Source organism: Kitasatospora sp. NPDC056783 (genome assembly GCF_042789895.1).
Classification (GTDB): Bacteria; Actinomycetota; Actinomycetes; order Streptomycetales; family Streptomycetaceae; genus Kitasatospora.
Map to the genome: position 1 here is coordinate 43,186 of NZ_JBHUAF010000004.1, position 22,376 is coordinate 65,561.

The window sequence follows — 22,376 nt, forward strand, 5'->3', positions numbered from 1 at the left end:
CCCCGGACGTCGAGCATGGCCCAGGCGCTCAACTCCGCGCTGCGCGACGCCATGCGCGAGGACCCGACGGTGCACGTGCTCGGCGAGGACGTCGGCGCGCTCGGCGGCGTCTTCCGGATCACCGACGGGCTCACCGCCGAGTTCGGCCCGGAGCGCTGCCTGGACACCCCGCTGGCCGAGGCCGGCATCCTCGGCACCGCGATCGGCATGGCGATGTACGGGCTGCGCCCGGTGGTCGAGATGCAGTTCGACGCCTTCGCCTACCCGGCGCTGGAGCAGTTGTTCTCGCACGTCGCCAAGATGCGCAACCGCACGGCCGGCCGGCTGCCGCTGCCGATCACCGTCCGCATCCCGTACGGCGGCGGCATCGGCGGCGTCGAGCACCACAGCGACGCCTCCGAGGCGTACTACGCGAGCACCCCCGGCCTGCACGTGGTCACCCCGGCGACGGTCGCCGACGCGTACGGGCTGCTGCGCGCCTCGATCGCCTCCGACGACCCGGTGGTCTTCCTGGAGCCCAAGCGGCTCTACTGGGGCAAGGCCGACCTCGACCCGGCGGTGCCGGTCGAGCCGATCGGCAGGGCGGTGCTGCGGCGCACCGGCACCTCCGCGGTGCTGATCACCTACGGTCCCTCGCTGCCGGTCTGCCTGGCGGCGGCCGAGGCGGCGCAGGCCGAGGGCTGGGACCTCGCGGTGCTGGACCTGCGCACCCTGGTGCCGTTCGACGACGAGACGGTCTGCCGGGTGGTCCGCTCGCTCGGCCGGGCCGTGGTGGTGCACGAGGCGAGCGGCTTCGGCGGCACCGGTGCGGAGATCGCCGCCCGGGTCACCGAGCGCTGCTTCCACCACCTGGCCGCGCCCGTGCTGAGGGTCACCGGCTTCGACATCCCGTACCCGCCGCCGATGCTGGAGCACCACCACCTGCCCGGGGTGGACCGCATCCTGGACGCGGTCGCCCGGCTCCAGTGGGAGGACTGAGGATGATGCCCGTCGTACGGGAGTTCCGGCTGCCCGACCTCGGTGAGGGGCTCACCGGGGCGGAGGTGGTGCGCTGGATGGTCGAGGTCGGCGAGGTGATCGCGGTCGACCAGCCGGTGGTGGAGGTGGAGACCGCCAAGGCCGTGGTGGAGGTGCCCTGCCCGTACGGCGGGGTGGTCACCGCGCGGTACGGCGAGGTGGGCGAGGAGGTCGCGGTGGGCGCGCCGCTGGTGACGGTCGCGGTGGCGGCGGCCGGCCCGGACGCCGCCGATGCCGCTGCCGGGGCTGTCACCGGGACCGATGAGGTGGAGCGGCCGCTGGTCGGGTTCGGGGTCGCCGAGCGGGGGCGGGGCGGGCCGGGGTGGCGGCTCCGGGTCCGGCCCCGGCGGCCCTGGCGGCCCCGGCGGTGTCTGCCGTTTCCGTCGCTCCGGCCGTTGCGGTTCCGGTGGTTCCGGTGGTTCCGGTGATCTCGCCGCTGGTGCGGCGGCTGGCCCGGGAACAGGGCGTCGACCTGGCCGCCCTCACCGGGAGCGGGCCGGACGGGCTGATCCTGCGGGCGGACGTCGAACGGGCGGTCGCCGCCAAGGTGGCCGCTCCGGAGGGTGCCACTGTCGCCGCCGCCGGTGCCGGTGCCGGTGCCACGCCGGACGGCGTCGTCCCGCTGCGCGGGCTGCGCAAGGCGGTGGCGGAGAAGCTCAGCCGCAGCCACCGGGAGATCCCCGCGGCGACCTGCTGGGTGGACGCCGATGCCACCGAACTCATGGCGCTGCGACGGCAGTTGAATGCCACGCCGGGCCCGAAGGTGAGTGTGCTGGCACTGCTGGCGCGGATCTGCACCGTCGCGCTGGAGCGCTTCCCGGAGCTCAACTCCTCGGTGACCGAGGACGGTTCGGGCATCGTCCGGCACCAGGCCGTGCACCTGGGCTTCGCCGCGCAGGGTGAGCGCGGGCTGGTCGTGCCGGTGGTGCGGAACGCGCAGGTCCGCAGCACCGAGCAACTCGTCGAGGAACTGGGACGGTTGACCGAGGCGGCGCGCGGCGGTTCGCTCACCCCGGCCGAACTGACCGGCGGCACCTTCACGTTGAACAACTACGGAGTGTTCGGCGTGGACGGCTCCACCCCGATCCTCAACCACCCCGAGGCGGCGATGCTCGGGGTCGGCCGGATCGTCGCCAAGCCGTGGGTCCACGGTGGGCGGTTGGCGGTCCGCGAGGTGACGCAGTTGTCGTTCACCTTCGACCACCGGGTCTGCGACGGCGGGACAGCCGGAGGCTTCCTGCGGTTCGTCGCGGACTGCGTGGAACAGCCGGGAATGCTGTTGCGGCAGCTCTGAGCGCGGTCGTCCGGAGCGACAGGACCGTCGCCCTGGGTGTGTGGTCGGACACCCAGGGCGGCGGCGCCGGGGAGAGTAGCGCGTGCCGGGCCCGGCTGTCCGGGCTTCGCGCGATTCCTCCGGCGGGTGATCCGGGCGTGCCACGCTGCCTTGGCGCCGGCCGGGACGAGCCGGGGGCAGGGCCGGCCGGAGGCGGAACGATTCACGTGAGTACGCGAGATGCAGCGGGTCGAGATGTGGCGGGTCGGGATGCGGCGGGCCGGAACGTGGCCGTGAAGTCCCGCCCGACGGTGCTGGTCCGCAGCCGGCACGGTGCGGCGGGGGCCGCCTCCGTCCCGGGCCTGTCGACGGACGCGCCGACGGCGGTGCTGCCGCCGGTGGCGGTGCTGGAGCCCGTCCGACCGGTGGTCCCGGCCTGGCCGGCGTATCCGCAGACTGTGCCCGCTCCGGCGTATCCGCAGACCGTGCCCGCTCCGGCGTATCCGCAGACCGTGCCCGCTCCGGCGTATCCGCAGACCGTGCCCGCTCCGACGAGCGGAGCAGTCCCCGCCCCCGGCTTCCGTCCGCTGTTCGTCGACGCCCCCGGCCTCAACCGGGCGGGCCCGGGCGACCGGTGGAGCGTCGCCTGGGGCGCGGGGAGTCCCGCCGGCCCGCCCCCGGCCGCGCTGCCCGCCGCCGGGTCCGGTCGGCCGGGCGGGGAACCGCCGCTCACCGCCCGGGAGGTCGAGCTGGTCCGGGCCGGCCTCGCCGCCCTCCTGCCGGTCGCCGACCTGGCCACCGCGCACTTCTACGCGCTGCTCTTCCTGCGCCACCCCGAGCTCCGCTCGTTCTTCCCCGCCGCCATGGACGTCCACCGCGACCGGCTGTTCCGCACGGTGCTGACCGTGGCGCAGGAGATCGACCGGCCCGCGGCCCTGCGCACCACCCTGGCCGGGCTCGGCCGCGACCACCGCCGGCACGGCACGCTGGCCGCCCACTACGTCGCGGTGGAGGAGTGCCTGGCGCGGACGCTGGCCCGGTACGCGGGCGGCCGCTGGGACGCCGAGGCCGAGCAGGCCTGGCGCCGCGCCTACCGGACGGTCGCCTCGGGCATGATCGAGGCCGCCGAGGAGGACGCCCGTACCTCGCCGGCCTGGTGGCAGGGCGAGATCGTCCGGCACGAGCGCCGCACCCGGGACGTCGCGGTGATCACCGTCCGGCCGGACCAGGCGTACCCGTTCCGGGCCGGGCAGTACACCGCCCTGGAGACGCCCTGGTGGCCGCGGGTCTGGCGGCACTACTCGTTCGCCGCCGCGCCCCGCCCGGACGGGCTGCTGGTCTTCCACGTCAAGGCCGTCCCGGCGGGCTGGGTGAGCAACGCGTTGGTCCACCGGGCCGCGCCCGGGGACGTGCTGCGGCTGGGCCCGGCGGCCGGCTCGATGACCGTCGACCACGCGGTCGGCTCCGACCTGCTCTGCCTCGGCGGCGGCACCGGCATCGCTCCGGTCCGCGCCCTGGTCGAGGAGGCCGCGGCGTACGGCGCGCCCGGCCGCCGCGTCGAGGTGTTCTACGGGGCTCGCCGGGCCGAGGAGCTGTACGAGCTGGACGGCCTGCGCGAACTGGCCCGGCTCAACCCGTGGTTGACGGTCCGCCCGGTGGTGTCCGGTGGCGGCGCTCCGGCCGGCGGCCTGCTCGCCGGTGGCCTGATGACCGGTGAACTGCCGGAGGTGGTGGGCCGGTTCGGGCCCTGGACGGGCCGCGTGGCGGTGCTCAGCGGACCGCCCGCGATGGTGCGCCGGAGCGTCGGGGTGCTGCTGCGCGCCGGGGTTCCGGCCGAGCGGATCCGGCACGACCTGGTCGGCGACCTGGCCTCCGGGTGATCACCCGAGATCGGGGGCGAGCAGCGCGCGGATGCCCTCGATGTTGGCCGCCAGGTACGCCCGCAGCCGGGGCGGGACCACGTTGACCGAGGTGACGCCCTCGCGGGTGAACGGCAGCCGGACGACCTCGTACTCGCCGTTGGGATCCGTCACCTCGGGCCCGTGCCGTCGGCTGAGGTCCATCGAGGCGAGCCGGCAGACGAAGAAGTGCTGCACCTTGACCCCGTGCGGATGCGGCGGCGTCCCGTCGTCGATCGGGGCCTCCCCGGCCGGCGGCCGGGGGAGCGTGTGGCTGATGGTGTCGACGAACGCGGGCACCACGTCCACGACCTTGCCGCCGAGTTCCTCGTCCACCTCGCGGTGCAGTGCCTCGACGACCGTCCGGTCCTCGCGCTCGACCCCGCCGCCGGGGGTGATCCAGTACGGGTGCGGCGAGTCCGGGCGGACCCGCCGGATCAGCACGATCGAGGCCGGGCCGGACGGATCGGCCGGGTCCAGCTCCAGCAGGATGGCCCGCGCGGTGCGCTTCACCACCGGTCGCAGTGGCGGAGTGCGGTTCTCGGGGCCCATGGCCACCTCCGGGGCTGGCGCGTTGTGCGGGAGTCTCCCGCGCCGGAGAAGGGGCGAAACCCGGGGAACGGGTCGAAACGCACCCGACCGGGTCGAAACGCCGACCCGGTCGGGTGCGTCCGTTCGGGGACCCGCTGTGCTGCAATGGGCGACTATCGGGCAAAATCGGAGGGCTCTGCTCCGCATGGCCCTTCTTGGCACCTGCGCGAGGGACTCGGGCTGGGGGTTGGGTGGCATGGATCGGATCGCACAGCCGTTCGACATCGCAGAGGATTCCGGGTCGGCCGTGCCGCGGCAGAAGGCCGCGGAGCGGGGGCCCACCCTGATCGGTTCCGTCCAGCGGGCGCTGCGGTTGCTGGAGGCCGTCGGGGGCTTCGGGCACGGCGCGACCGCCAAACAGCTGGCCCGCGCCGCCGAGCTGCCCCTCGGCACCGCGTACCACCTGCTGCGCACCCTGGCCCACGAGGGCTATCTGCGGCGGTCCGAGGGGCGGTTCTTCCACGGGGAGGCGCTCGACGGCATAGCCGCCGCGCGCGCCCTGTCCGGCAGACCCGATCTGCGGACCCGGATGCAGGCCTTACGGGACGACCTGGGCGCCGCCGTCTACTTCGCGCTCTACCAGGACGGCGAGGTCCGCCTGGTGGACGTGGTCGAGGGCCCGGACCGCCCCGCCGTGGAGCCCTGGGCCGACTTCCGGGCCACCGCGCACGCCCACGCCATCGGCCAGTGCCTGCTGGGCCAGCTCCCCGAGGACGTGCGCCGGGACCACCTCGCCCGCCATCCGCCGACCGGGCTCACGCCGGCCACTCTCACCGGGGAGAGCGCGGTGCTGCGACGGCTCGCCGCGCTGCGGCCGACCATGCCCGTGCTGGAACGGCAGGAGTACGCTCTCGGCACGGTCTGCGCGGCGGTCCCGATCACCATAGGTCCGGTGGTCGCCACCATGGCCCTCTCGCTGCCGGTCGGGCAGGCCGACCGGCTGGCCTCCGCCGCACGCCAACTGCGGTGCGAGGTCGGGGCGATGAGCCCGTCGTTCATCCTCTGAAGCTACTTGGTCTAGACCTAGTCCGGCTCGTTCACCATTTGAAAAAGCACACCTTGTCCACTACATCCCCAAACATGGACGATGGTGATCGAACGTGGATTGGTTGCATAAACCGTCACAAAAACCGTCGAAAACATGTCCGGCCGCCATCGGGCCAGCACACCGACGGCGCGGGCAGAACGAGAGGTACTGGCGCCATGCAGCACAGCACAGTCCAGGGTCACCTGGTGATGAACCTCGTGGTCTCGCACGAGCTCTCCTTCCGCCTCCTGGTGGACCTGGCGTACGAGGCCGACGACCCGTACGCCGTCCGGCTCACCTTCCACCTGCCCGGGGACGCCCCGGTCACCTGGTACTTCGCCCGGGAGCTGCTGCTCGACGGGATCAGCGGACCGGCGGGCGAGGGCGATGTGCACATCCGCCCGGTCGGTGACGAGCTCTCGGAGGTCCGCATCGTGCTGCGCTCCCCGGACGGCGACGCCGTGCTGCGGGCCTCGTCCGCGCCGCTGATCGCGTTCCTGTCGCGCACCGACCGCCTGGTGCCGATGGGCGAGGAGTTCGCCGGGCGGGACATCGACGCCCAGCTCGCGAGCATCCTCAAGGGGCGTGAGAACGCGGGGTGAGCGGTCCAGGGGCGGTCGTCCTCCGCACAGGAACGGCGAAGGGGCCCGTACCCGGGGACACACCCGGGCACGGGCCCCTTTCGGTTGCCCGCACGGAGCCGGTCAGTCGTCGTCCAGGGCCACGTGCAGGCCCCAGGCGACCAGGCTGATGATCAGTGAACCGATCAGCGCGGACCCGAAGCCGGTCACGTGGAAGTCCAGGCTCAGCTTCCCCGAGGCCCAGGAGGTGAGCATCAGCATCAGGGCGTTGATCACGAAGGTGATCAGGCCCAGGGTGAGGATGAACAGCGGGAACGAGAACAGCTTGACCACCGGCTTGATCAGCCAGTTCACCACGCCGAAGACGACGGCCACGCCGAGCACCGTGAGTGTCTTGTGCTGCCAGTCGGCCTTGCCCTGGGCGAGTTGGATGCCGCTGACGATCCAGGCGGCGACCCAGATGGCCGCCGCGTTGATCAGTGTCTTGATGACGAATCCCTTCATGCCGCCCAAGAGTGGCAGGTCCCCCCGTCCCGACGGAACCTCCGGACGGCGGGGTGGTGTTGAATGCCCCGGGGCGCGCGGGTGGACGAACGCGCCCGCGGACGAGGGAGGACGGCGGCGGTGAAGCTCTTCCGGCTGGACGAACTGGACGCCGAACGGGCGGCCAACGACGGCGCCTACCTGCGGTTCCTGCGCGAGGCGCGGATGTCCGCCGGGCTGTACGCGCTCTCCCCCGGGGACACCGACACCCAGACCGCGCACGACCAGGACGAGCTCTACCAGGTGATCAGCGGCCGGGCCGAGCTGACCGTCGGCGCCGAGACCACGACGGTCGGGCGCGGCACCGTGGTGTACGTGCCGGCGGGCACCCCGCACCGGTTCCACCACGTCACCGAGGAACTGCGGGTGCTGGTGGTGTTCTCCCCGCCGGAGGACTGAGCTCCCCCTCGGGAGGGCCGAGGGCCGCGCCGGTTAGGGTCGCGGCATGAGCACCAAGACGCTGACCGAAGAACTCTGGGCGGCCATCGAGCCGGTGTACGCCGAGATCCTCGCCCACCCCTTCCTGGCCGGGCTCACCGACGGCACCCTGCCGCGCGAGGCCTTCCGCCACTTCGTCGTCCAGGACTCCCACTACCTGCGCGACTACGCCCGCGCGCTCGCCGTCTGCGCCGCCAAGGCGCCCGGCGAGGAGGACGTCCGGGCCTTCGCCGACGACGCGGTCGGCGCGCTGGCCGCCGAGCAGGGCATGCACGCCGAGTTCCTGACGGCCTTCGGCGACAGCGCCGAGGAGGCCGCCGCCGAGCCGGTGCTGCCGACCACCCGGGCCTACACCAGTTACCTGCTGGCCACCGTCTACGGCGGCTCCTTCGCCGAGGCGGTCGGCGCGGTGCTGCCCTGCTACTGGATCTACGCCCGGGTCGGCGAGGCGCTGCTCGCCCAGGGCTCGCCCGACCCGCTGTACGCCAAGTGGATCGCCACCTACGGCGACGAGGCCTTCCAGTCGGTCGTCCGGCGGGTGCTGACGCTCACCGACCGGCTGGGCGAGGAGCTCTCCGCGACCGAACGCCGCAAGGTGGTCGAGCACTTCGTGACCACCTCGCGCTACGAGTGGATGTTCTGGGACGCCGCCTGGCGCGGCGAGCGCTGGCCGGTCTGATCCCCGCCGGACCCGTCCTCCCGGGTGCTCCGGGAGGACGGGTCCGCCGTGCCGGCTCAGCCGGTGACGAAGTAGCCGGTCACGTCGGCGATCAGGTTCAGCGGCGCGGGGTCGTGGTTGAAGACCGAGTACGTGCCGTCGACGGTGACCGGGGTGGTCGCCGAGTTGGCGACGGTCTGCCCGGGCTCGACGTTGACGGTCGAGGTGTTCGGGGCGGAGCCCGGGCCGCGGAAGACCGTGAGGTGGCCGTAGTCGAGGACGTCGGTGGCCGTGATGTTGGCCTCGACGCCCATGACGTTCGGGACGGAGCCGTCGACGGGCACGGCCCCGACCTCCCTGGCCAGCATCGGCAGGAGCTTGCCGCCCGTCACCCGGGTGTCGAGGGACCGGACCGGCACCTTGAGCGCGCTGAACAGCCCCTTGCCCGAGGGGCCGTAGGAGCCGACCACGTCGACGACGACGTCCACCGAGCCGGCGTTGTTGTAGATGCTGACCTCGCCGTCGGGTCCGACCGGCACCACCACCTGGTTGCCGACGGTGCGCCCCGCCGGGAAGTTGACGTTGGAGCCCTGGGCCGGGCGCGGCGATCCGCTCGGGAAGGCCGTCAGGAAGCTGGGCGCGGTGCCGTTGACGGCGGTGACGTTGAGGACCACCGCACGGGCGTCGGCGGTGCCGAGGTCGGGCTGGGCGACCCGGTAGGAGCGGACGGTGCCGGGGCCGAACCGGACGTTGTCCGTGCGGGTGTCGCCGACCCGGACCGGGGCCGTCGGGGCGTACTTGGCGGGTGCGCCCGGCAGGTAGTAGCCGACCACGTCGAGGACGACGTCGGTCGTTCCGGCGCTGTTGAAGATGGTGGTCGCGGGCCGGACGGAGTCCTGGGAGAGCGGGACGGTGACCAGGTTGGACACCGTCTGGCCGGCCTTGAAGTTGAGGCTGGACGTCGACGGGGCCGAACCGGGGACGTTCGGGGCGCCGAGCGCGAGGAAGCCGGTGGCGGTCGGGTTGGTCGCGGTCACGTTCAGCACCACGGCCGTCGCCTCGTGGGGAATGAGGTCGGAGGTGTTCCCCACCACCACGGCGGAGTACTGCTCTCCGGGGCCGAGCGGAGTGCGCGGCGAGTGGTACGGGGTGAGGTCGGTACGGGTGTCCAGGACGCGGGTCGGCGACATCGGGACGAAGCCGGCCGGGGTGGTGAGGCCGTCGGCCGTGACGCTCGCCGCCGTCGCGGCAGCCGGGGCGGCGAGGGCCGGGGACACGGCCAGGGCCGAGCCGGTCAGGGTGACGATCGTCAGGGCCGCCAGGGTGGCAGTGGTACGGGCACGCATGCTTGGTTCCCCCCAAGTGAAGCTGGTGCGTTGGCAGTTCCGGATGCTCCGGTATCTCTAGGACGTGTGGCACCGGCTCGGGTTGCAGGTGGATCCGAAAATTCTTCGGGGGTCACCCGGGGGGTCGGGATCGGGGTGATCTCGGGGTTCTCTCCGGGCCGCCAGGCCTCGTTCCGGCACTCGCGTCCCCGTACGATCGAAGTACCGAAAGCAAGCGGGATACGGCACCGGACGGCGGCCGACCCGAGGGGAGAAGAGGAACGGACATGGCTGAGCTCTGGAAGTCGCTGCCCTCCTGGGTGCGCAACATCGTCATCCCGGTGCTGGTCCTGGTGCTGGCCTGGAACATCGTCGCCTTCGTGTTCGGCGTCGTCGGTGCCCTGCTCTCGATCGTGATCAAGCTGCTGGTGGTGGTCGGCATCGCGGCCGCCGTGGTGATCCTGGTGAAGAAGGCCGCCAAGAGCTGACCGGCTCCCCCGGCACCGTCGTACCGTCGTACCGTCGTCCAGAGGCCCGGCCCCCTCGCGGGGAGCCGGGCCTCGGGCGTTCCTCGGGGGCGTCGTCCGCCTACTGGTTGCGGTAGTAGCCGAAGAGGTCCGCGATGACGTGGGTGGTGCCGGCGTTGTTCGCGATGTCGAACCGGCCCTGGCCGTCCACCGGGATGGTGGTGTGGTTGGGGACGTCCAGCCCCGGGCTGGCGTTCAGGTTGCTGGTGCCGGGCTTGGCCGTCCCGGTGGCCCAGGCGGTCAGGTGGGTGGCCTCGACGGTCCCGGTCGCGGTCAGGTTGACCACCGCGGCGGTCGAGCCGTACCGCACGCCCTCGACCGTACGGCTGGAGAAGGGCGCGAACGGGGAGCCGTTGCGCGAGTCCAGCAGGCGGGTCGGGGTGACCGGGGTGAACAGGCCCTTGCCGTCCGGGCCGTAGTAGCCGGAGACGTCGACCACCAGGTGCGAACGGGAGGCGTTGGTGAAGACCTCGACGCTGCCGTCCGCGCCCAGCGGGACCACCACCTGGTTGGCGATGTTCCGGCCCGGCACGGTGTTCAGGTTGGACCCGGCGGCGGGGCGCTGGGTCCCGCCCGGGTAGACCGCGACGAAGCCCGCCGAGGCGGAATCGGTGGCCGTCACGTTGAGCACCGCCGAGGTCGCGTTCGCCGGGACGCCGCCGGTGCCGGCGATCTTCAGCCGACGGGCGTTGCCCGAGGTCAGCGGGGTGTTGTCGGACCGGGTGTCGAGCAGCCGGGCCGGGGCGACGGCGGCGAACCGGTCGGTGCTGCCGGCCGTGAAGTAGCCGAGCACGTCGGCGATGACGTGCACGTAGCCGGAGTTGTTGCGGATCACCACGGTGCCGTTCGGGCCGACCGGCACCGTCACCAGGTTGGCGACGTCCTGGCCGGGGCCGAAGTTCACGTTCGAGGTGCTCGGCCGGGCGGCGGCGGACGGGTACACGTCCAGGTGGCTGGTCGCGCTGCCCTGGGTGGCGGTCAGGTTGACCACCACGGCCGTGGCCCCGAGGGGCACCAGGTTCCCGGCCGAGCCGGAGACCCGGTTGCGGACGTCCAGGTCGATCGTCTCGTCGGGGCCGAGCCGGTAGCGGCCGGGCTGGCGGGTGTCCAGGATGCGGGTCGGCGCGATCGCGGTGTAGCCGGACGGGGCGTAGTCGACGGTGACGTTCGTCGAGTTGTCCCGGGTGGTGCCGAACTCGTCGGAGAAGGTCATTCGCACCGTGTAGGTGCCGGGCTTGGCGTAGACGTGGCGCTCGGAGGTCCGGTTCGACGGCGGCGTGGTCGTGCCGTCGCCGAAGTCGTAGGAGTAACCGGTGATCCGCGAGGGGCTGATCGGGTTGGCGTGGGCCATGACGGCGAGCGGGTCGAAGTCGTTCTCCGGGGTCACCGTGAGGCTGGCGCTCAGGGCGCCGATGGCCTCGTACGCGCCGCGGTCGCGAAAACCGCCGTTCGGTCCGGTGTTGGGGACGTCCGGGTGGTCGAATGGGCCGTGGCCGAGCAGATCCACGTCCGGAACACCGGGCACCTCGGGGCCGGCCGAGTCGATCGCGTTGCGGCCCTGCCAGCTGAACACGGAGGACTGGGGCACCGACAGGGGCGAGAAGCCGAGGTCGAACGGAACGGAGCCGTTCGCGTCGTGCTGGCCCTGGCCGGTCGCGGCCTGCAGTTCCGTGGCCGTCTTGTAGGCGGCGTCGGCCCACCTGTAGCTGGGGTAGCGCTCGGGGAGGAAGGACCAGACGGTGTTGTAGTCGAGGACGGTGCCGTCGGTCGAGCCGGCGGACACCTGGACGGCGCTCGTGGCGACGACGTTGCTGGTGATCGTCGCGTGGTCGGAGGAGCCGGCCAGGTCGATGGCCACCCCGGGCGCCACGTTCGTGGTGTTGTGGGTGATGACCGTGCCCGGCGCGTCGGTCACCGCGATGGCCGGTGCCTTGAAACTGGAGACGAAGTCGTTGCCCGCGATCACCGTCCCGGCGATTCCCGCGCCGACCTGCACACCACCGGTGGTGCCGCGGACGACCGAGCGCTCGATCCGGACGTGGTCACTGGCGCCGGTGACGGCGACCGCCGGCCGGGCGATCTTGTCGTCCCGCTGCTCGATCCAGTTGCCGGAGAGCTCGACCCGGCTGACGCCGTCGAGTTCGAAGTGGGTGACCTCGAAGCCGGAGAACACGATGTCGTGCTGGCCGGATATCCGCACCGGCTCCTTCTGCGGCCCGGCGATGACCGGGAAGGTGTTCGTTCGGCCCGGAACGGTCGACCTCATGCCGACGTGGCCGGTGCTCCGGAAGGTGATCGGTTTGCCGGGCTCACCGGAGTGCCGGACGGTCACGGCCTCCGGGTACGTCCCCGCCGAGACCTCCACCGTCTGGCCCGGCAGCGCCCGGTCTGCGGCGGCCTGGACGGTGCAGACCGGCAGGGCCTGGGTGCCCGGGCCGTCGTTCTTGCAGATACCGCCCCCGACGTACAGGACGACGGCGGCCGGTTCGGCCGCCACCGCGGGCAGTGGCAGGCCCACCACCGCGGAGATCACGGCAGCGCTCAGGCCTGCCGCATGACGGATGCGCACGGTGCGTTTCCCCCCAAGAGTCGTCAAAGAACGCGGACTCTCCGGGCGGCCCAGACCCGGATGGATCGTGCGCGCCCTGATGGAGTGTCTGCGGAGCATCGGTGAGCATTATGCGGGTGCGGCCGGACACTTCCCGCACGGGTTTCCCCGGCCCGCGCCCGTGACGCCCCCTGGACCTGCGGCGATCCGCTCGCTACCGTGTTGGGCGTCGTGTGCAGGCAACACCGCCTGCGACGCGGGAGCTCGGAGCACCGGGCTGAGAGGACGCTGACCGGGACGTCGACGGACGGACCGAAGGCTGCGTCGACCGCAGGAACCTGACCGGGTAATGCCGGCGTAGGGAGTAGAGGTCCGATGACCACGTTCGAAGCACAGCCGCAGTCTGCCCAGGGCGCCCCCAGCAGCGAGCGCACCGGCTACCCGACCCCGGCCTGGCGCAAGGCCCACCGCGAGGGGTCGCGCCCGGACCTGCGGGTCCCGTACCGCGAGGTGCTGCTCACCAACGGCCGCACCGTCCCGCTGTACGACACCTCCGGCCCGTACACCGACCCGTCCTACGAACCCGACGTGCGGCGCGGCCTGCCCGCGCTGCGGGACGCCTGGATCCGCCAGCGCGGCGACGTCGAGGAGTACGACGGCCGCGAGCCGCGCCCCGAGGACGACGGGATCAAGCACACCTCGCCGCGCGGCGGCAGCCTGCGCAACCTGGACGCCGTCTTCCCCGGTCGCCCGCGCCGCCCGCTGCGCGGCCGCGGTGGTGCCGCCGTCACCCAACTCGCTTACGCCAAGCGGGGCGTGTTGACGCCGGAGATGGAGTTCGTGGCGTTGCGCGAGGGCCTCGCGCCGGAGTTCGTGCGCGCCGAGGTGGCCCGCGGCCGGGCCGTGATCCCGGTCAACGTGAACCACCCGGAGGTGGAGCCGGCGATCATCGGCACCAACTTCCTGGTCAAGATCAACGCCAACATCGGCAACTCGGCGGTCACCTCCTCGATCGAGGAGGAGGTGGAGAAGATGACCTGGGCCACCCGTTGGGGCGCCGACACCGTCATGGACCTCTCCACCGGCCGCAACATCCACACCACCCGCGAGTGGATCCTGCGCAACTCGCCGGTGCCGATCGGCACCGTGCCGCTCTACCAGGCCCTGGAGAAGGTGGACGGCCGGGCCGAGGACCTGAGCTGGGAGGTCTACCGGGACACCATCGTCGAGCAGTGCGAGCAGGGCGTCGACTACATGACCGTCCACGCCGGCGTGCTGCTGCGCTACGTCCCGCTCACCGCGCGCCGCAAGACCGGCATCGTCTCGCGCGGCGGCTCGATCATGGCGGCCTGGTGCCTGGCGCACCACCAGGAGAACTTCCTCTACACCAACTTCGAGGAGCTCTGCGACATCCTCGCCTCCTACGACGTCACCTTCTCGCTCGGTGATGGGCTGCGCCCGGGCTCGATCGCGGACGCCAACGACGAGGCGCAGTTCGCCGAGCTGAAGACCCTCGGCGAGCTCGGCCGGATCGCCCGCGAGCGGGATGTCCAGGTGATGATCGAGGGCCCGGGACACGTCCCGATGCACAAGATCAAGGAGAACATGGATCTCCAGAAGGAGATCTGCGACGAGGCGCCGTTCTACACCCTGGGCCCGCTGACCACGGACGTCGCCCCCGGCTACGACCACATCACCTCGGGCATCGGCGCCGCGATGATCGCCTGGTGGGGCACCGCGATGCTCTGCTACGTCACCCCCAAGGAGCACCTGGGCCTGCCCAACCGGGACGACGTCAAGACCGGCGTGATCACCTACAAGATCGCCGCCCACGCCGCCGACCTGGCCAAGGGCCACCCCGGCGCCCAGGCCTGGGACGACGCCCTCTCCGACGCCCGCTTCGAGTTCCGCTGGGAGGACCAGTTCAACCTGGCCCTCGACCCGGAGACCGCCCGCGACTTCCACGACGAGACCCTTCCCGCCGAGCCCGCCAAGACCGCCCACTTCTGTTCGATGTGCGGCCCGAAGTTCTGCTCGATGAAGATCTCCCAGAAGATCCGGGACGAGCACGGCGACGGCTCCACCGCCGTGGACACCGACTTCGACGCGGAGGCCCTGGCCGGCATGGCCGAGAAGTCCGCCGAGTTCGCCGCCCAGGGGAACCGCGTCTACCTCCCCCTGGCCGACTGACCCGCCGCCCTCGTGGCGCCGCCCCGGTCACCCCGGGGCGGCGTTTCGTCTTCGGCCGCGGTGCGGGGGGCCGAAACCGGTGACGAATCGCCGGAGAATCGGGTGTCGGGGTGTCGCTGCGTCAACTCATTGTCCAATTTTTGCATTTCGCTTGAATCACGCCCGGGTCGATATCGCCGTGGTTGTCGGAAATGCGCAGGAAGGGCGCCGATAGGGTGCGGCGCACTACCCGCTGTGTCACGAGTACCCGAGGATTCAATGACCACCCCGCAGAGCCCGCAGGCCCCGTCGTCCCCCGAGGCGGTTGCCGCGACTCCGTTCCCGTACGCCGAGGCCGCGCAGGCGCCGGCGCCGGCGCCCAAGAAGAGCAAGCGCAAGAAGATGCTCTCGGTGCTCGGCACGCTCGTGCTGATCGTCGTCGTGGCGATCATCAAGGTCGCCGTCATCGACGCGGTCGACGGACCGGTGCGCGCCAAGGTCGGCGACTGCGTGAAGGTCACCGGAAGCGACGACCACCCGTCGGTCGACACGGTCGGCTGCGACAGTGGCAAGGCCACCCACACGGTGTCGAAGGTCGTCCAGGACACCTTCGACGTGAACACCTGTGGCGGCACCTTCGACGCGCTCGCCCAGCAGATGGACAACGAGAAGTTCGTGCTCTGCCTGACGCCGAAGAAGTGACCCCGCCCGGCCTGTCGGGGCGCCACCCGTAGGCTGAATCCCGGGGGGGGGGGATCCACCGTCGTGGACGGGGAGTTCGACGTCGAGTCCCCGACCGGCTGACGCACCGTCATGGGAGTGCCGCCCCGATCGTCTCGGGGCGGCGCTCCGTCGTCCCCGGCTACTCCTCGGCGCCGCCGAAGACCATGCGGTGGCCGCGCGCGGTGTCCATGTACTCGCGGACGCGGTGGATCAGCCCGTCGCGGAGTTCGAAGACGAGGCAGTAGTCGTTGGCGTAGTGGTTGCCGTCGGCGAGCGTCGCGGTCATGGTCTCCTCGACGACGACGCGGTCGCCGTCGGCGTGGAACCCGTGGAAGGCGACGTCGACGTCCCGGGCGAACAACCGGCCGAAGTCCTCGGCGAGGAACCGGGTGATCGCCTCCCTGCCGATCATGTGGCTGGGGCAGTCCAGCGCGACGGCCGTCGCGTTTCCGGCCGGCGCCAGCCATTCGGCGTCCTCGGTGAAGACGGCGGAGATCCGGTCCGCGTCGTGGCTGGCGAACGCCTTCCAGGCGTTCCGGACGATGTCGCGGCTGTGTGGTGGCATGACGGCGAGGCTAGGCGGGGGCGGCCCCCGGCACTGGCGGATTTCGGACGGTGTCACCCGTGGGCGGGTCCGGTCGGGGGAACCGCCGAAAAAACTCTCGCGGGGAGCGATGAGTTCTCGGGGCGGTCGGGGTCTACCCCTGTGCAAGCGATCACGTGACCACGGAGGAGACACCGAGATGACCGAGAACCTGGGCGAGCTGACCATCACCCGTGAGCTGCCGGGGGCTCCGGCGGACGCGTTCGACGCGTACTTCGAGCCGGAGCGGTTCGTCCGGTTCTGGGGGCCGGTGGGCACCCACGTCACGCTGGAGAGCGTGACGATCGAGGCGAAGGAGGGCGGGCGCTACGACAGCACCATGGTGATCGACGCGACCGGCGAGGAGTACCCGCTGAAGGCCGAGGTCGCCGAGTTCCGGGCCGGTGAGTCGTTCACGATGGTGGAGGAGGGCTCGGGCATGCGGTCCACCCTCACCTTCACCGGGCTCGACGCGGGCGGCACCCGGGTGGTGCTGCACCAGAGCGGGGTGCCGGAGATGTTCCGCGGCCCGGAGGCCGAGGCAGGGCTGAACTCCAGCTTCGACCGGCTGGTCGAGCACCTCGCCGGCCGGGGCTGACCGACGGCCGGGGTGCCGCCCGCGCCGCCGGGAGGCACCCCGCCGCCGTAGGGCCCCGCGCAGCAGCAGGAGTTCGACGCCGTCCGGGTGGTTCAGTCGGAGCGGGCCACGACCGGGGACCAGGTGGTTGCCCAGCCGGCGGGTGAACTCGGGGCCGGCGACCGGAGGCTGGGCCCCAACCGGCCTCGTCGGGCCCCAACCGGCCTCGTCGGGTCCTAGCCGACCTCGTCGGGTCCGGTGAAGTCGGGCGGGGTGTAACCGGGCCCGGTGAAGTCCGGTGGGGTGAAGGCGGCAGGACGCGGTGCCCGGCCGTTCGGGTCGGTCACGCCTTCGGGGCCGGGGCTGGTGAAGTCGGGCGAGGTGTAACCGGGTGGACGCGGTGCCCGGCCGTTCGGGTCGGTCACACCTTCGGGGCCGGGGCTGGTGAAAGCCGGGGAGGTGTGACCGGGGCCGGTGAAGTCGGGTGGGGTGAAGGCGGGCGGACGCGGTGCCCGGCCGTTCGGGTCGGTCACGCCTTCCGGGCCGGGGCTGGTGAAAGCCGGGGAGGTGTGACCGGGGCCGGTGAAGTCGGGTGGGGTGAAGGCGGGCGGACGCGGTGCCCGGCCGTTCGGGTCGGTCACGCCTTCCGGGCCCGGGCTGGTGAAAGCCGGGGAGGCGTAGCCGGGGCTGCTGAAGTCGGGCCGCTCCGGGTGCCCGCCCCCCGGTACCGGCGGCAGCGCGTCGAGCAGGTACGGGACGAGCCCGCGCTCGCGCAGCGCGGTGCGCCACGCGCGGTGGGCGTCGCCCAGTTCGGCGGCGAGCTCCGGGGCGGTGCCCGCCGGGGCGGTGGCGGCGCCGTGGCGTAAGGCGGTGAGCAGCAGCCCGACGATGCCGATGGCCATCGCGGCGACCCCGGCGGTGAGCGCGACCCACCCGGCCGTGACCAGGGAGCCGGCGAGGGCGAGGTCCGGGCTGGTGGCGCGCAGCAGGTAGCCGACCAGCAGCAGGCACAGGGCGGCGGCCCAGGCCAGGATCGGGGTGAGCACGGTGAGCGCCGGGAACAGCCCGCCGCCGGAGCGCAGCTGGGTGAGCAGGCCGGGGGCGGCCGGCTCGGTGTCCGAGGCCGGGGGTGTGCTGTGCAGGCTCGTGCGCAGCCGGGTGAAGCGCGCGTACTCGGCGCCGGCCGCGGCGTTGACGCGGTCGGCTTCGCGCAGCGCGCTCAGGCGCAGCTGGTCGGTGGCGAGCGCACCGGGCGTGCGCAGGGCGGCGAGGACGGTGCGGTCGCGCAGGGCTTCGGCGAGGAGGCGCTCGTACTCCGCGCGGTCCTCGGCGAGCAGTGGCGGGGGGTTGGACATGGGGACCCCGTTCGTGCGGACCCCGGTTCGCTCCGCCCCGGGGGCGCGCGGCCCTCAGGACGCCGAAACGGGCGCGGAAGCGGGCCGCCGGACGGGCGGCCGGGTGTGGTGTGCCTCATGGTAGGGGCGGGCCCGGCCGGGCTGACAAGTCGGTTTCCGGAACTTCGCGCCTCTGGACGCGCGCGTGCGGGAGCTCGGGCGCCGGGCGCAACTGTTCGACGCTGTTGGTCGGTTGACGACCGGTCGGTGCCCGGCCGGTGCTCCGGTGGGCGATCGGTCGCCGTTTCGGCGGACGCTCGGCCGGCGCCTCAGCCGATGGGCAGCCGGGCGACCAGCAGCCGCCCCTCCATGGTGACCCCGCCGTCCATCGCCACCGCGAGGTCGTCCGCGTACACGTACGGCCCGGCGATCTGCGGCGGCTGGCCGTCGTCGTTGTGCACCGCGCCGGTGAGGTACGGGATCGGGCTGTGCCCGTGCACGATCCGGCTGCCGCCGTAGGTGTCCAGCAGCTCGTGGACGGCCATCGGCCCGGCGTCGCCGCGGAAGGCGAAGCGCTTGGTGAAGCGGCGGAAGCAGTCCCACCACTCGTCCACGCCGCCGTCGGCGAGCAGGCCGTGCACGGCGTCGTTGACGTCGGGGATGGACTCGCCGTACTCCAGGTACGCGGTGGTGTCGGAGTGCAGCAGCAGGTGGCCGTCCTCCAGCGCGATGGCGGGGAGGCGGGAGAGCCAGCTGATGTGGTGCGCCTCCAGCCGGTCCAGGTCGTTCTGCTGGCCGCCGTTGAGCCGCCAGGCGGCCAGGAAGGAGGCGGTGCCGGCGGTGGACTGGACGGGCTCGTCGCCGTACCGGGCGGCGCCGAGGAAGAGCAGTTCGTGGTTGCCCATCAGGGCGCGGCAGTAGCCGCCGGCCGCGGCGGCCTCGGCGGCCAGCTGCATGACCAGGTCGATGACGCCGATGCCGTCGGGGCCGCGGTCGGTGAAGTCGCCGAGGAACCAGATCCGGGCGCGGCCGGCCGACCAGTGGCCGTCGTCGTCGATCAGGCCCTGGTGGCGCAGCTCGGCGCGCAGCTCCTCCAGGTAGCCGTGCACGTCGCCGACGACGTAGACCGGGCCGGGCGGCTCGCCGGGGCCGGGGGCCGGGTACGGGTAGGTCGGCGCGGCGGGGTCGGGCAGCGGCGGGCCGAGCTCGATGGTCGGCGGGTCGTCGCGGGCGTCGAGCCGGAGCGCGGGGGAGGGCTGGTCGGGCAGGGTGGGCTCGTAGCCGCCCTGCTCCTGGCCGTTGTACCCGCCCTGGTCCTGGCCCTCGTAGCCGCCCTGCTCCTGGTAGCCGGGGGCCACCTCGTACCCCGGACCGTCCTCGTAGCCGCTCTGTCCCTGGGACGAGAAGGCCGGGGTGTGGTCCACGCCGATCCCCTGGGCGTGCACGGTGTGGCCCTGGCCGTCGGCGGACCAGTGCTGCTCCAGGTAGCGGGCTCCGCCGTAGCCGCTGTAGGTCTCGCCGTCGTAGGCCTCGCCGTCGTAGGAGGGGGCGGGGTAGCCGGGGGCGGGATCGGGTTCGTAATAGGTGCCGTACGGCAGCACGTCGAGGTCCGGCTGGTGGCGGGGGCCCGGGTGGGGGTGCTCGGGCCCGGGGAAGCGGTCCTCGGGTGTCATTCGCCCATCATAGGAAGACCACTCTCCCGGCGTCGTCACCTGGTGGGTATCCAATCCTCCGGAGCGTCAGCCGGGCGGCACCACAAGGTCCGTTTTGTCCCGGCTCGGTACGGTCTCATCGTCTCTGGCCCAATATGCCGAAGGCTCGGCGCGCCCTCGGCCCGCGCCCCTTCGACCCGTGCCCGCTCGGCCCCTCGGCCCGGTGGCCGGGCCGGTCCGGGGGAGGCGGGTGCGGTGGTCTAGACCTCGCCCGGGGGGCGGGGCGGGCTGACGGTGGTGCGCGGGCTCCGGCGCTGGGAGGACGCGCGGACGATCAGTTCGGTCGGCATCAGGGTGCCCGGCGGCGGGCCGGTGCCGGCGGTGCGGAACCGCGGCGGGAAGAGCCGGGCGATGTCGACGCCCGTCCCGGAGTCCACGCCCTCGATCGCGTCGATCAGCAGGTTGACCACCGTGGTGCCGATCTTGCGCGGCTTGAGCGAGAGGGTGGTGATCGGCGGCTCGGTGGACGCGTAGACGTCGCTCTCGCTGCAGCAGACCAGCAGCAGGTCGTCCGGCACCCGCAGGCCGTACCGGCGGGCGGCGGCCAGCAGGTCGGTGCCGTTGGGGTCGAACAGTCCGTAGACGGCGTCCGGCCGGTCGGGTCGGGCGAGCAGCCGGTCGGCGGCGACGGCGCCGGCCGCCGGGTCGTGCGCCGGGTAGGTCTCGTACACCGGCTCCTGCCCGACCTTGCCGCACCAGCCGAGATAGGCCTCGGTGGAGAGCCGGGTGTAGGTGTCGGTGCTGGTGCCGGTGAGCAGGCCGATCCGGCGGGCGCCGGCCTCGGAGAGGTGGTCGAGGATGCCGAGCACGGCGGCCTCGTGGTCGTTGTCGACCCAGGCGGTGACCGGGCAGTTGCCGGGCTTCCCGTCGCTGACCACCGGGACGCCGGACCGGTACAGCTCGCTCACCAGCGGGTCCTGGTCGGGCGGGTCGATCACCACGGTGCCGTCCAGGGCGATGTTGCCCCAGACGTCGTGGCGGGAGGAGGCGGGCAGCACCACCAGCGCGTAGCCGCGGCCCAGGGCGGCGCTGGTGGCGGCCCGGGCCATCTCGGCGAAGTAAGCGAACTCGGTGAAGGTGAAGGGCTCTTCACCGTAGGTCGTGACGGTCAGCCCGATCAGGCCGGACCGTCCGGTGCGGAGGGTGCGGGCGGCCGCGGAGGGGCGGTAGCCGAGTCGCTCGGCTACCTCGCGCACCCGGCTGCGGGTCTCGTCGGGCAGGCGGCCCTTTCCGTTCAGCGCATCGGAGACAGTGGTGATCGACACTCCGGCGGCTGCTGCCACATCCCGGATGCCGGCCCGCTCCAAACGCCGTGAGGTGGTGGGACGCCGACCGCTCTGGTTGGCTGCTGCTGTCATGGCGGACCGATCGTATGGCTCCTGACAAGGGTCTGTGACCGGCGCATCGGGAGCCTATGGAGATACGTTTCTCCAAGAGTGAGCCGGGGTGCGCCCCTTCGATACCCGCCTGAAACCGGGCCTCTTACCTCTGACATGTGCCAAAGGAACCAGGCAGAATGGCTGATCCGCGCCTGTAACCCGACCGGGCATCTCACTCCTACGGGTGAGGGTCGATCGGTATCGTGCAAGGCACCCGACCGGGGTGGTCCGGGCGCGTCCCCAGGTTCCGGGCACGGCGGCGAACCCGTCCGTGACGGGCGAGCGCACCGGAGCGCGCACCGGAGAGTTCAGCAACAGGAAACGGAGTACGACCGTGAGCAGTACGTCAGCTCAGGGCCCGCGGCTGCGGCCGACCCTCGACGGCATCCCCACGTACAAGCCCGGCAAGCCGGCCGGCGCCGACGCCTACAAGCTGTCCTCGAACGAGAACCCGTACGAGCCGCTGCCCGGCGTGCTGGAGTCGGCGGTCGCGGCGGCCGGTTCGTTCAACCGCTACCCCGACATGGGCGCCACCGAGCTGACCTCGGTGCTGTCCGAGCGCTTCGGGGTGCCCGCCGAGCACATCGCCCTGGGCACCGGCTCGGTCGGCGTCGCCCAGTCGCTGATCCTCGCCACGGCCGGCCCGGGCGACGAGGTCGTCTTCGCCTGGCGTTCCTTCGAGGCCTACCCGATCATCACCCAGGTCGCGGGCGCCACGCCCGTCCCGGTGGCGCTCACGGCGAACGGCGACCACGACCTGGACGCGATGCTCGCCGCGATCACCCCGAACACCCGGCTGGTCTTCGTCTGCAACCCCAACAACCCGACCGGCAACGTGATCCACCGCGCCGAGCTGGAGCGCTTCCTGGACGCCGTCCCGGGCGACGTCCTGGTCGTCGTGGACGAGGCCTACATCGAGTTCATCCGGGACCCCGAGGTGCCCAACGGCATCGAGCTCTACCGGGACCGCCCGAACGTCTGCGTGCTGCGCACCTTCTCCAAGGCGTACGGCCTGGCGGGCCTGCGGGTCGGCTTCGCGATCGCGCACGAGCCGGTGGCGACCGCGCTGCGCAAGACCGCCGTCCCGTTCGGCGTGAGCCAGCTCGCCCAGGACGCCGCCGTCGCCTCGCTGCGCTCCGAGGAGGCGCTGACGGCGCGGGTCGAGGCGCTGGTCGAGGAGCGCACCCGGGTGGTGGCCGGGCTGCGCGCCCAGGGCTGGGAGATCCCGGACTCGCAGGCCAACTTCGTCTGGCTCTGGCTCGGCGAGCGCTCGCAGGAGTTCGCCGCCGCGTGCACCGAGGCCGGTGTGATCGTGCGGCCGTTCCCCGAGGGCGTGCGGGTGTCGATCGGGGAGGCCGAGGGCAACTCGGTCTTCCTGTCCGTGGCGGAGGCCTTCCGCAAGTCGCTCTGACTCCTTCCTTGAGCCCGCGGGGGCGCACCGGTTCTCCGGCGCGCCCCCGCGGCGTTCCGCGC

At 72.6% G+C, this 22,376-nt stretch carries 21 protein-coding genes and 1 riboswitch; of the genes, 13 read left to right on the plus strand and 8 right to left on the minus strand.

Going from position 1 to position 22,376, the window contains the following annotated elements; translation table 11 throughout:
* The first annotated feature begins 15 nt into the window (after positions 1-15).
* The 4 genes from ACFRMQ_RS01735 (at position 16) to ACFRMQ_RS01750 (ending at position 4,170) form a co-directional block, all read left to right on the plus strand.
* On the plus strand, positions 16-978 hold the full coding sequence (locus ACFRMQ_RS01735; protein ID WP_380725830.1) for an alpha-ketoacid dehydrogenase subunit beta: 963 nt from the start codon (positions 16-18) through the stop codon (positions 976-978).
* A gap of 2 nt (positions 979-980) precedes the next feature.
* Positions 981-1,445 (plus strand): biotin/lipoyl-containing protein, encoded by a 465-nt coding sequence (locus tag ACFRMQ_RS01740; protein WP_380725754.1) that lies wholly within the window; start codon positions 981-983, stop codon positions 1,443-1,445.
* Entirely contained in the window at positions 1,442-2,311 is an 870-nt protein-coding gene (locus tag ACFRMQ_RS01745; RefSeq protein ID WP_380725756.1) for a dihydrolipoamide acetyltransferase family protein, read from the plus strand. The genes ACFRMQ_RS01740 and ACFRMQ_RS01745 overlap by 4 nt, the downstream gene beginning before the upstream one ends.
* 272 nt (positions 2,312-2,583) lie before the next feature.
* Positions 2,584-4,170: a globin domain-containing protein gene (locus tag ACFRMQ_RS01750; protein WP_380725758.1), complete on the plus strand. Its 1,587-nt coding sequence runs from the start codon at positions 2,584-2,586 to the stop codon at positions 4,168-4,170.
* On the opposite strand, the gene ACFRMQ_RS01755 is transcribed toward ACFRMQ_RS01750, so the two are convergent.
* A complete protein-coding gene (locus ACFRMQ_RS01755; protein WP_380725760.1) occupies positions 4,171-4,740 on the minus strand; it encodes an NUDIX domain-containing protein in 570 nt (189 codons plus the stop codon).
* A 235-nt stretch (positions 4,741-4,975) separates the two neighbouring features.
* Between ACFRMQ_RS01755 and ACFRMQ_RS01760 the strand changes: the two genes are divergently transcribed.
* Positions 4,976-5,785 carry an IclR family transcriptional regulator gene (locus ACFRMQ_RS01760; RefSeq protein WP_380725762.1) on the plus strand — a complete coding sequence of 270 codons (810 nt, stop codon included), beginning with the start codon at positions 4,976-4,978 and terminating at the stop codon, positions 5,783-5,785.
* A 197-nt stretch (positions 5,786-5,982) separates the two neighbouring features.
* Entirely contained in the window at positions 5,983-6,408 is a 426-nt protein-coding gene (locus ACFRMQ_RS01765; RefSeq protein ID WP_380700651.1) for an SsgA family sporulation/cell division regulator, read from the plus strand.
* Between the two features lie 102 nt (positions 6,409-6,510).
* On the opposite strand, the gene ACFRMQ_RS01770 is transcribed toward ACFRMQ_RS01765, so the two are convergent.
* Positions 6,511-6,891 carry a phage holin family protein gene (locus ACFRMQ_RS01770; protein WP_380725764.1) on the minus strand — a complete coding sequence of 127 codons (381 nt, stop codon included), beginning with the start codon at positions 6,889-6,891 and terminating at the stop codon, positions 6,511-6,513.
* Positions 6,892-7,011: 120 nt separating this feature from the next.
* Between ACFRMQ_RS01770 and ACFRMQ_RS01775 the strand changes: the two genes are divergently transcribed.
* Both ACFRMQ_RS01775 and tenA read left to right on the plus strand, forming a co-directional pair.
* Complete coding sequence (locus ACFRMQ_RS01775; RefSeq protein WP_380725766.1) at positions 7,012-7,329, plus strand: cupin domain-containing protein; 318 nt, start codon at positions 7,012-7,014, stop codon at positions 7,327-7,329.
* 46 nt (positions 7,330-7,375) lie between these two features.
* On the plus strand, positions 7,376-8,047 hold the full coding sequence (gene tenA / locus ACFRMQ_RS01780) for a thiaminase II (protein WP_380725768.1): 672 nt from the start codon (positions 7,376-7,378) through the stop codon (positions 8,045-8,047).
* Between the two features lie 56 nt (positions 8,048-8,103).
* Here the strand turns inward: tenA and ACFRMQ_RS01785 are convergent, their stop codons facing one another.
* Positions 8,104-9,372 carry a hypothetical protein gene (locus tag ACFRMQ_RS01785; RefSeq protein ID WP_380725770.1) on the minus strand — a complete coding sequence of 423 codons (1,269 nt, stop codon included), beginning with the start codon at positions 9,370-9,372 and terminating at the stop codon, positions 8,104-8,106.
* Between the two features lie 266 nt (positions 9,373-9,638).
* On the opposite strand from ACFRMQ_RS01785, the gene ACFRMQ_RS01790 reads away from it, so the two are divergent.
* Positions 9,639-9,839, plus strand: a complete 201-nt coding sequence (locus ACFRMQ_RS01790; RefSeq protein ID WP_380701976.1) for a DUF5326 family protein — start codon at positions 9,639-9,641, stop codon at positions 9,837-9,839.
* A gap of 100 nt (positions 9,840-9,939) precedes the next feature.
* Here ACFRMQ_RS01790 and ACFRMQ_RS01795 read toward each other — a convergent pair whose 3' ends face one another.
* Positions 9,940-12,447, minus strand: a complete 2,508-nt coding sequence (locus ACFRMQ_RS01795) for a PKD domain-containing protein (protein ID WP_380725772.1) — start codon at positions 12,445-12,447, stop codon at positions 9,940-9,942.
* Between the two features lie 225 nt (positions 12,448-12,672).
* Positions 12,673-12,807, plus strand: a riboswitch (TPP riboswitch).
* On the opposite strand from ACFRMQ_RS01795, the gene thiC reads away from it, so the two are divergent.
* On the plus strand, positions 12,802-14,616 hold the full coding sequence (gene thiC / locus ACFRMQ_RS01800) for a phosphomethylpyrimidine synthase ThiC (protein ID WP_380725774.1): 1,815 nt from the start codon (positions 12,802-12,804) through the stop codon (positions 14,614-14,616). It overlaps the preceding riboswitch by 6 nt.
* Before the next feature lie 258 nt (positions 14,617-14,874).
* Positions 14,875-15,297, plus strand: a complete 423-nt coding sequence (locus ACFRMQ_RS01805; protein ID WP_380725776.1) for a hypothetical protein — start codon at positions 14,875-14,877, stop codon at positions 15,295-15,297.
* A 160-nt stretch (positions 15,298-15,457) separates the two neighbouring features.
* On the opposite strand, the gene ACFRMQ_RS01810 is transcribed toward ACFRMQ_RS01805, so the two are convergent.
* The gene (locus ACFRMQ_RS01810) at positions 15,458-15,883 is read right to left on the minus strand and encodes a nuclear transport factor 2 family protein (RefSeq protein ID WP_380725778.1); all 426 of its coding nucleotides are present in this window, start codon (positions 15,881-15,883) and stop codon (positions 15,458-15,460) included.
* A 178-nt stretch (positions 15,884-16,061) separates the two neighbouring features.
* Here ACFRMQ_RS01810 and ACFRMQ_RS01815 point away from each other — a divergent pair, with 178 nt between their 5' ends.
* Entirely contained in the window at positions 16,062-16,499 is a 438-nt protein-coding gene (locus tag ACFRMQ_RS01815; RefSeq protein WP_380725780.1) for an SRPBCC domain-containing protein, read from the plus strand.
* A 215-nt stretch (positions 16,500-16,714) separates the two neighbouring features.
* Here ACFRMQ_RS01815 and ACFRMQ_RS01820 read toward each other — a convergent pair whose 3' ends face one another.
* The 3 genes from ACFRMQ_RS01820 to ACFRMQ_RS01830 form a co-directional block, all read right to left on the minus strand.
* The gene (locus tag ACFRMQ_RS01820; RefSeq protein WP_380725782.1) at positions 16,715-17,833 is read right to left on the minus strand and encodes a hypothetical protein; all 1,119 of its coding nucleotides are present in this window, start codon (positions 17,831-17,833) and stop codon (positions 16,715-16,717) included.
* 308 nt (positions 17,834-18,141) lie between these two features.
* On the minus strand, positions 18,142-19,485 hold the full coding sequence (locus ACFRMQ_RS01825; protein WP_380725784.1) for a metallophosphoesterase: 1,344 nt from the start codon (positions 19,483-19,485) through the stop codon (positions 18,142-18,144).
* 239 nt (positions 19,486-19,724) lie between these two features.
* Positions 19,725-20,882: a LacI family DNA-binding transcriptional regulator gene (locus tag ACFRMQ_RS01830; RefSeq protein WP_380725786.1), complete on the minus strand. Its 1,158-nt coding sequence runs from the start codon at positions 20,880-20,882 to the stop codon at positions 19,725-19,727.
* 355 nt (positions 20,883-21,237) lie between these two features.
* Here ACFRMQ_RS01830 and hisC point away from each other — a divergent pair, with 355 nt between their 5' ends.
* Positions 21,238-22,314 (plus strand): histidinol-phosphate transaminase, encoded by a 1,077-nt coding sequence (gene hisC / locus ACFRMQ_RS01835; RefSeq protein WP_380725788.1) that lies wholly within the window; start codon positions 21,238-21,240, stop codon positions 22,312-22,314.
* Positions 22,315-22,376: the final 62 nt, after the last annotated feature.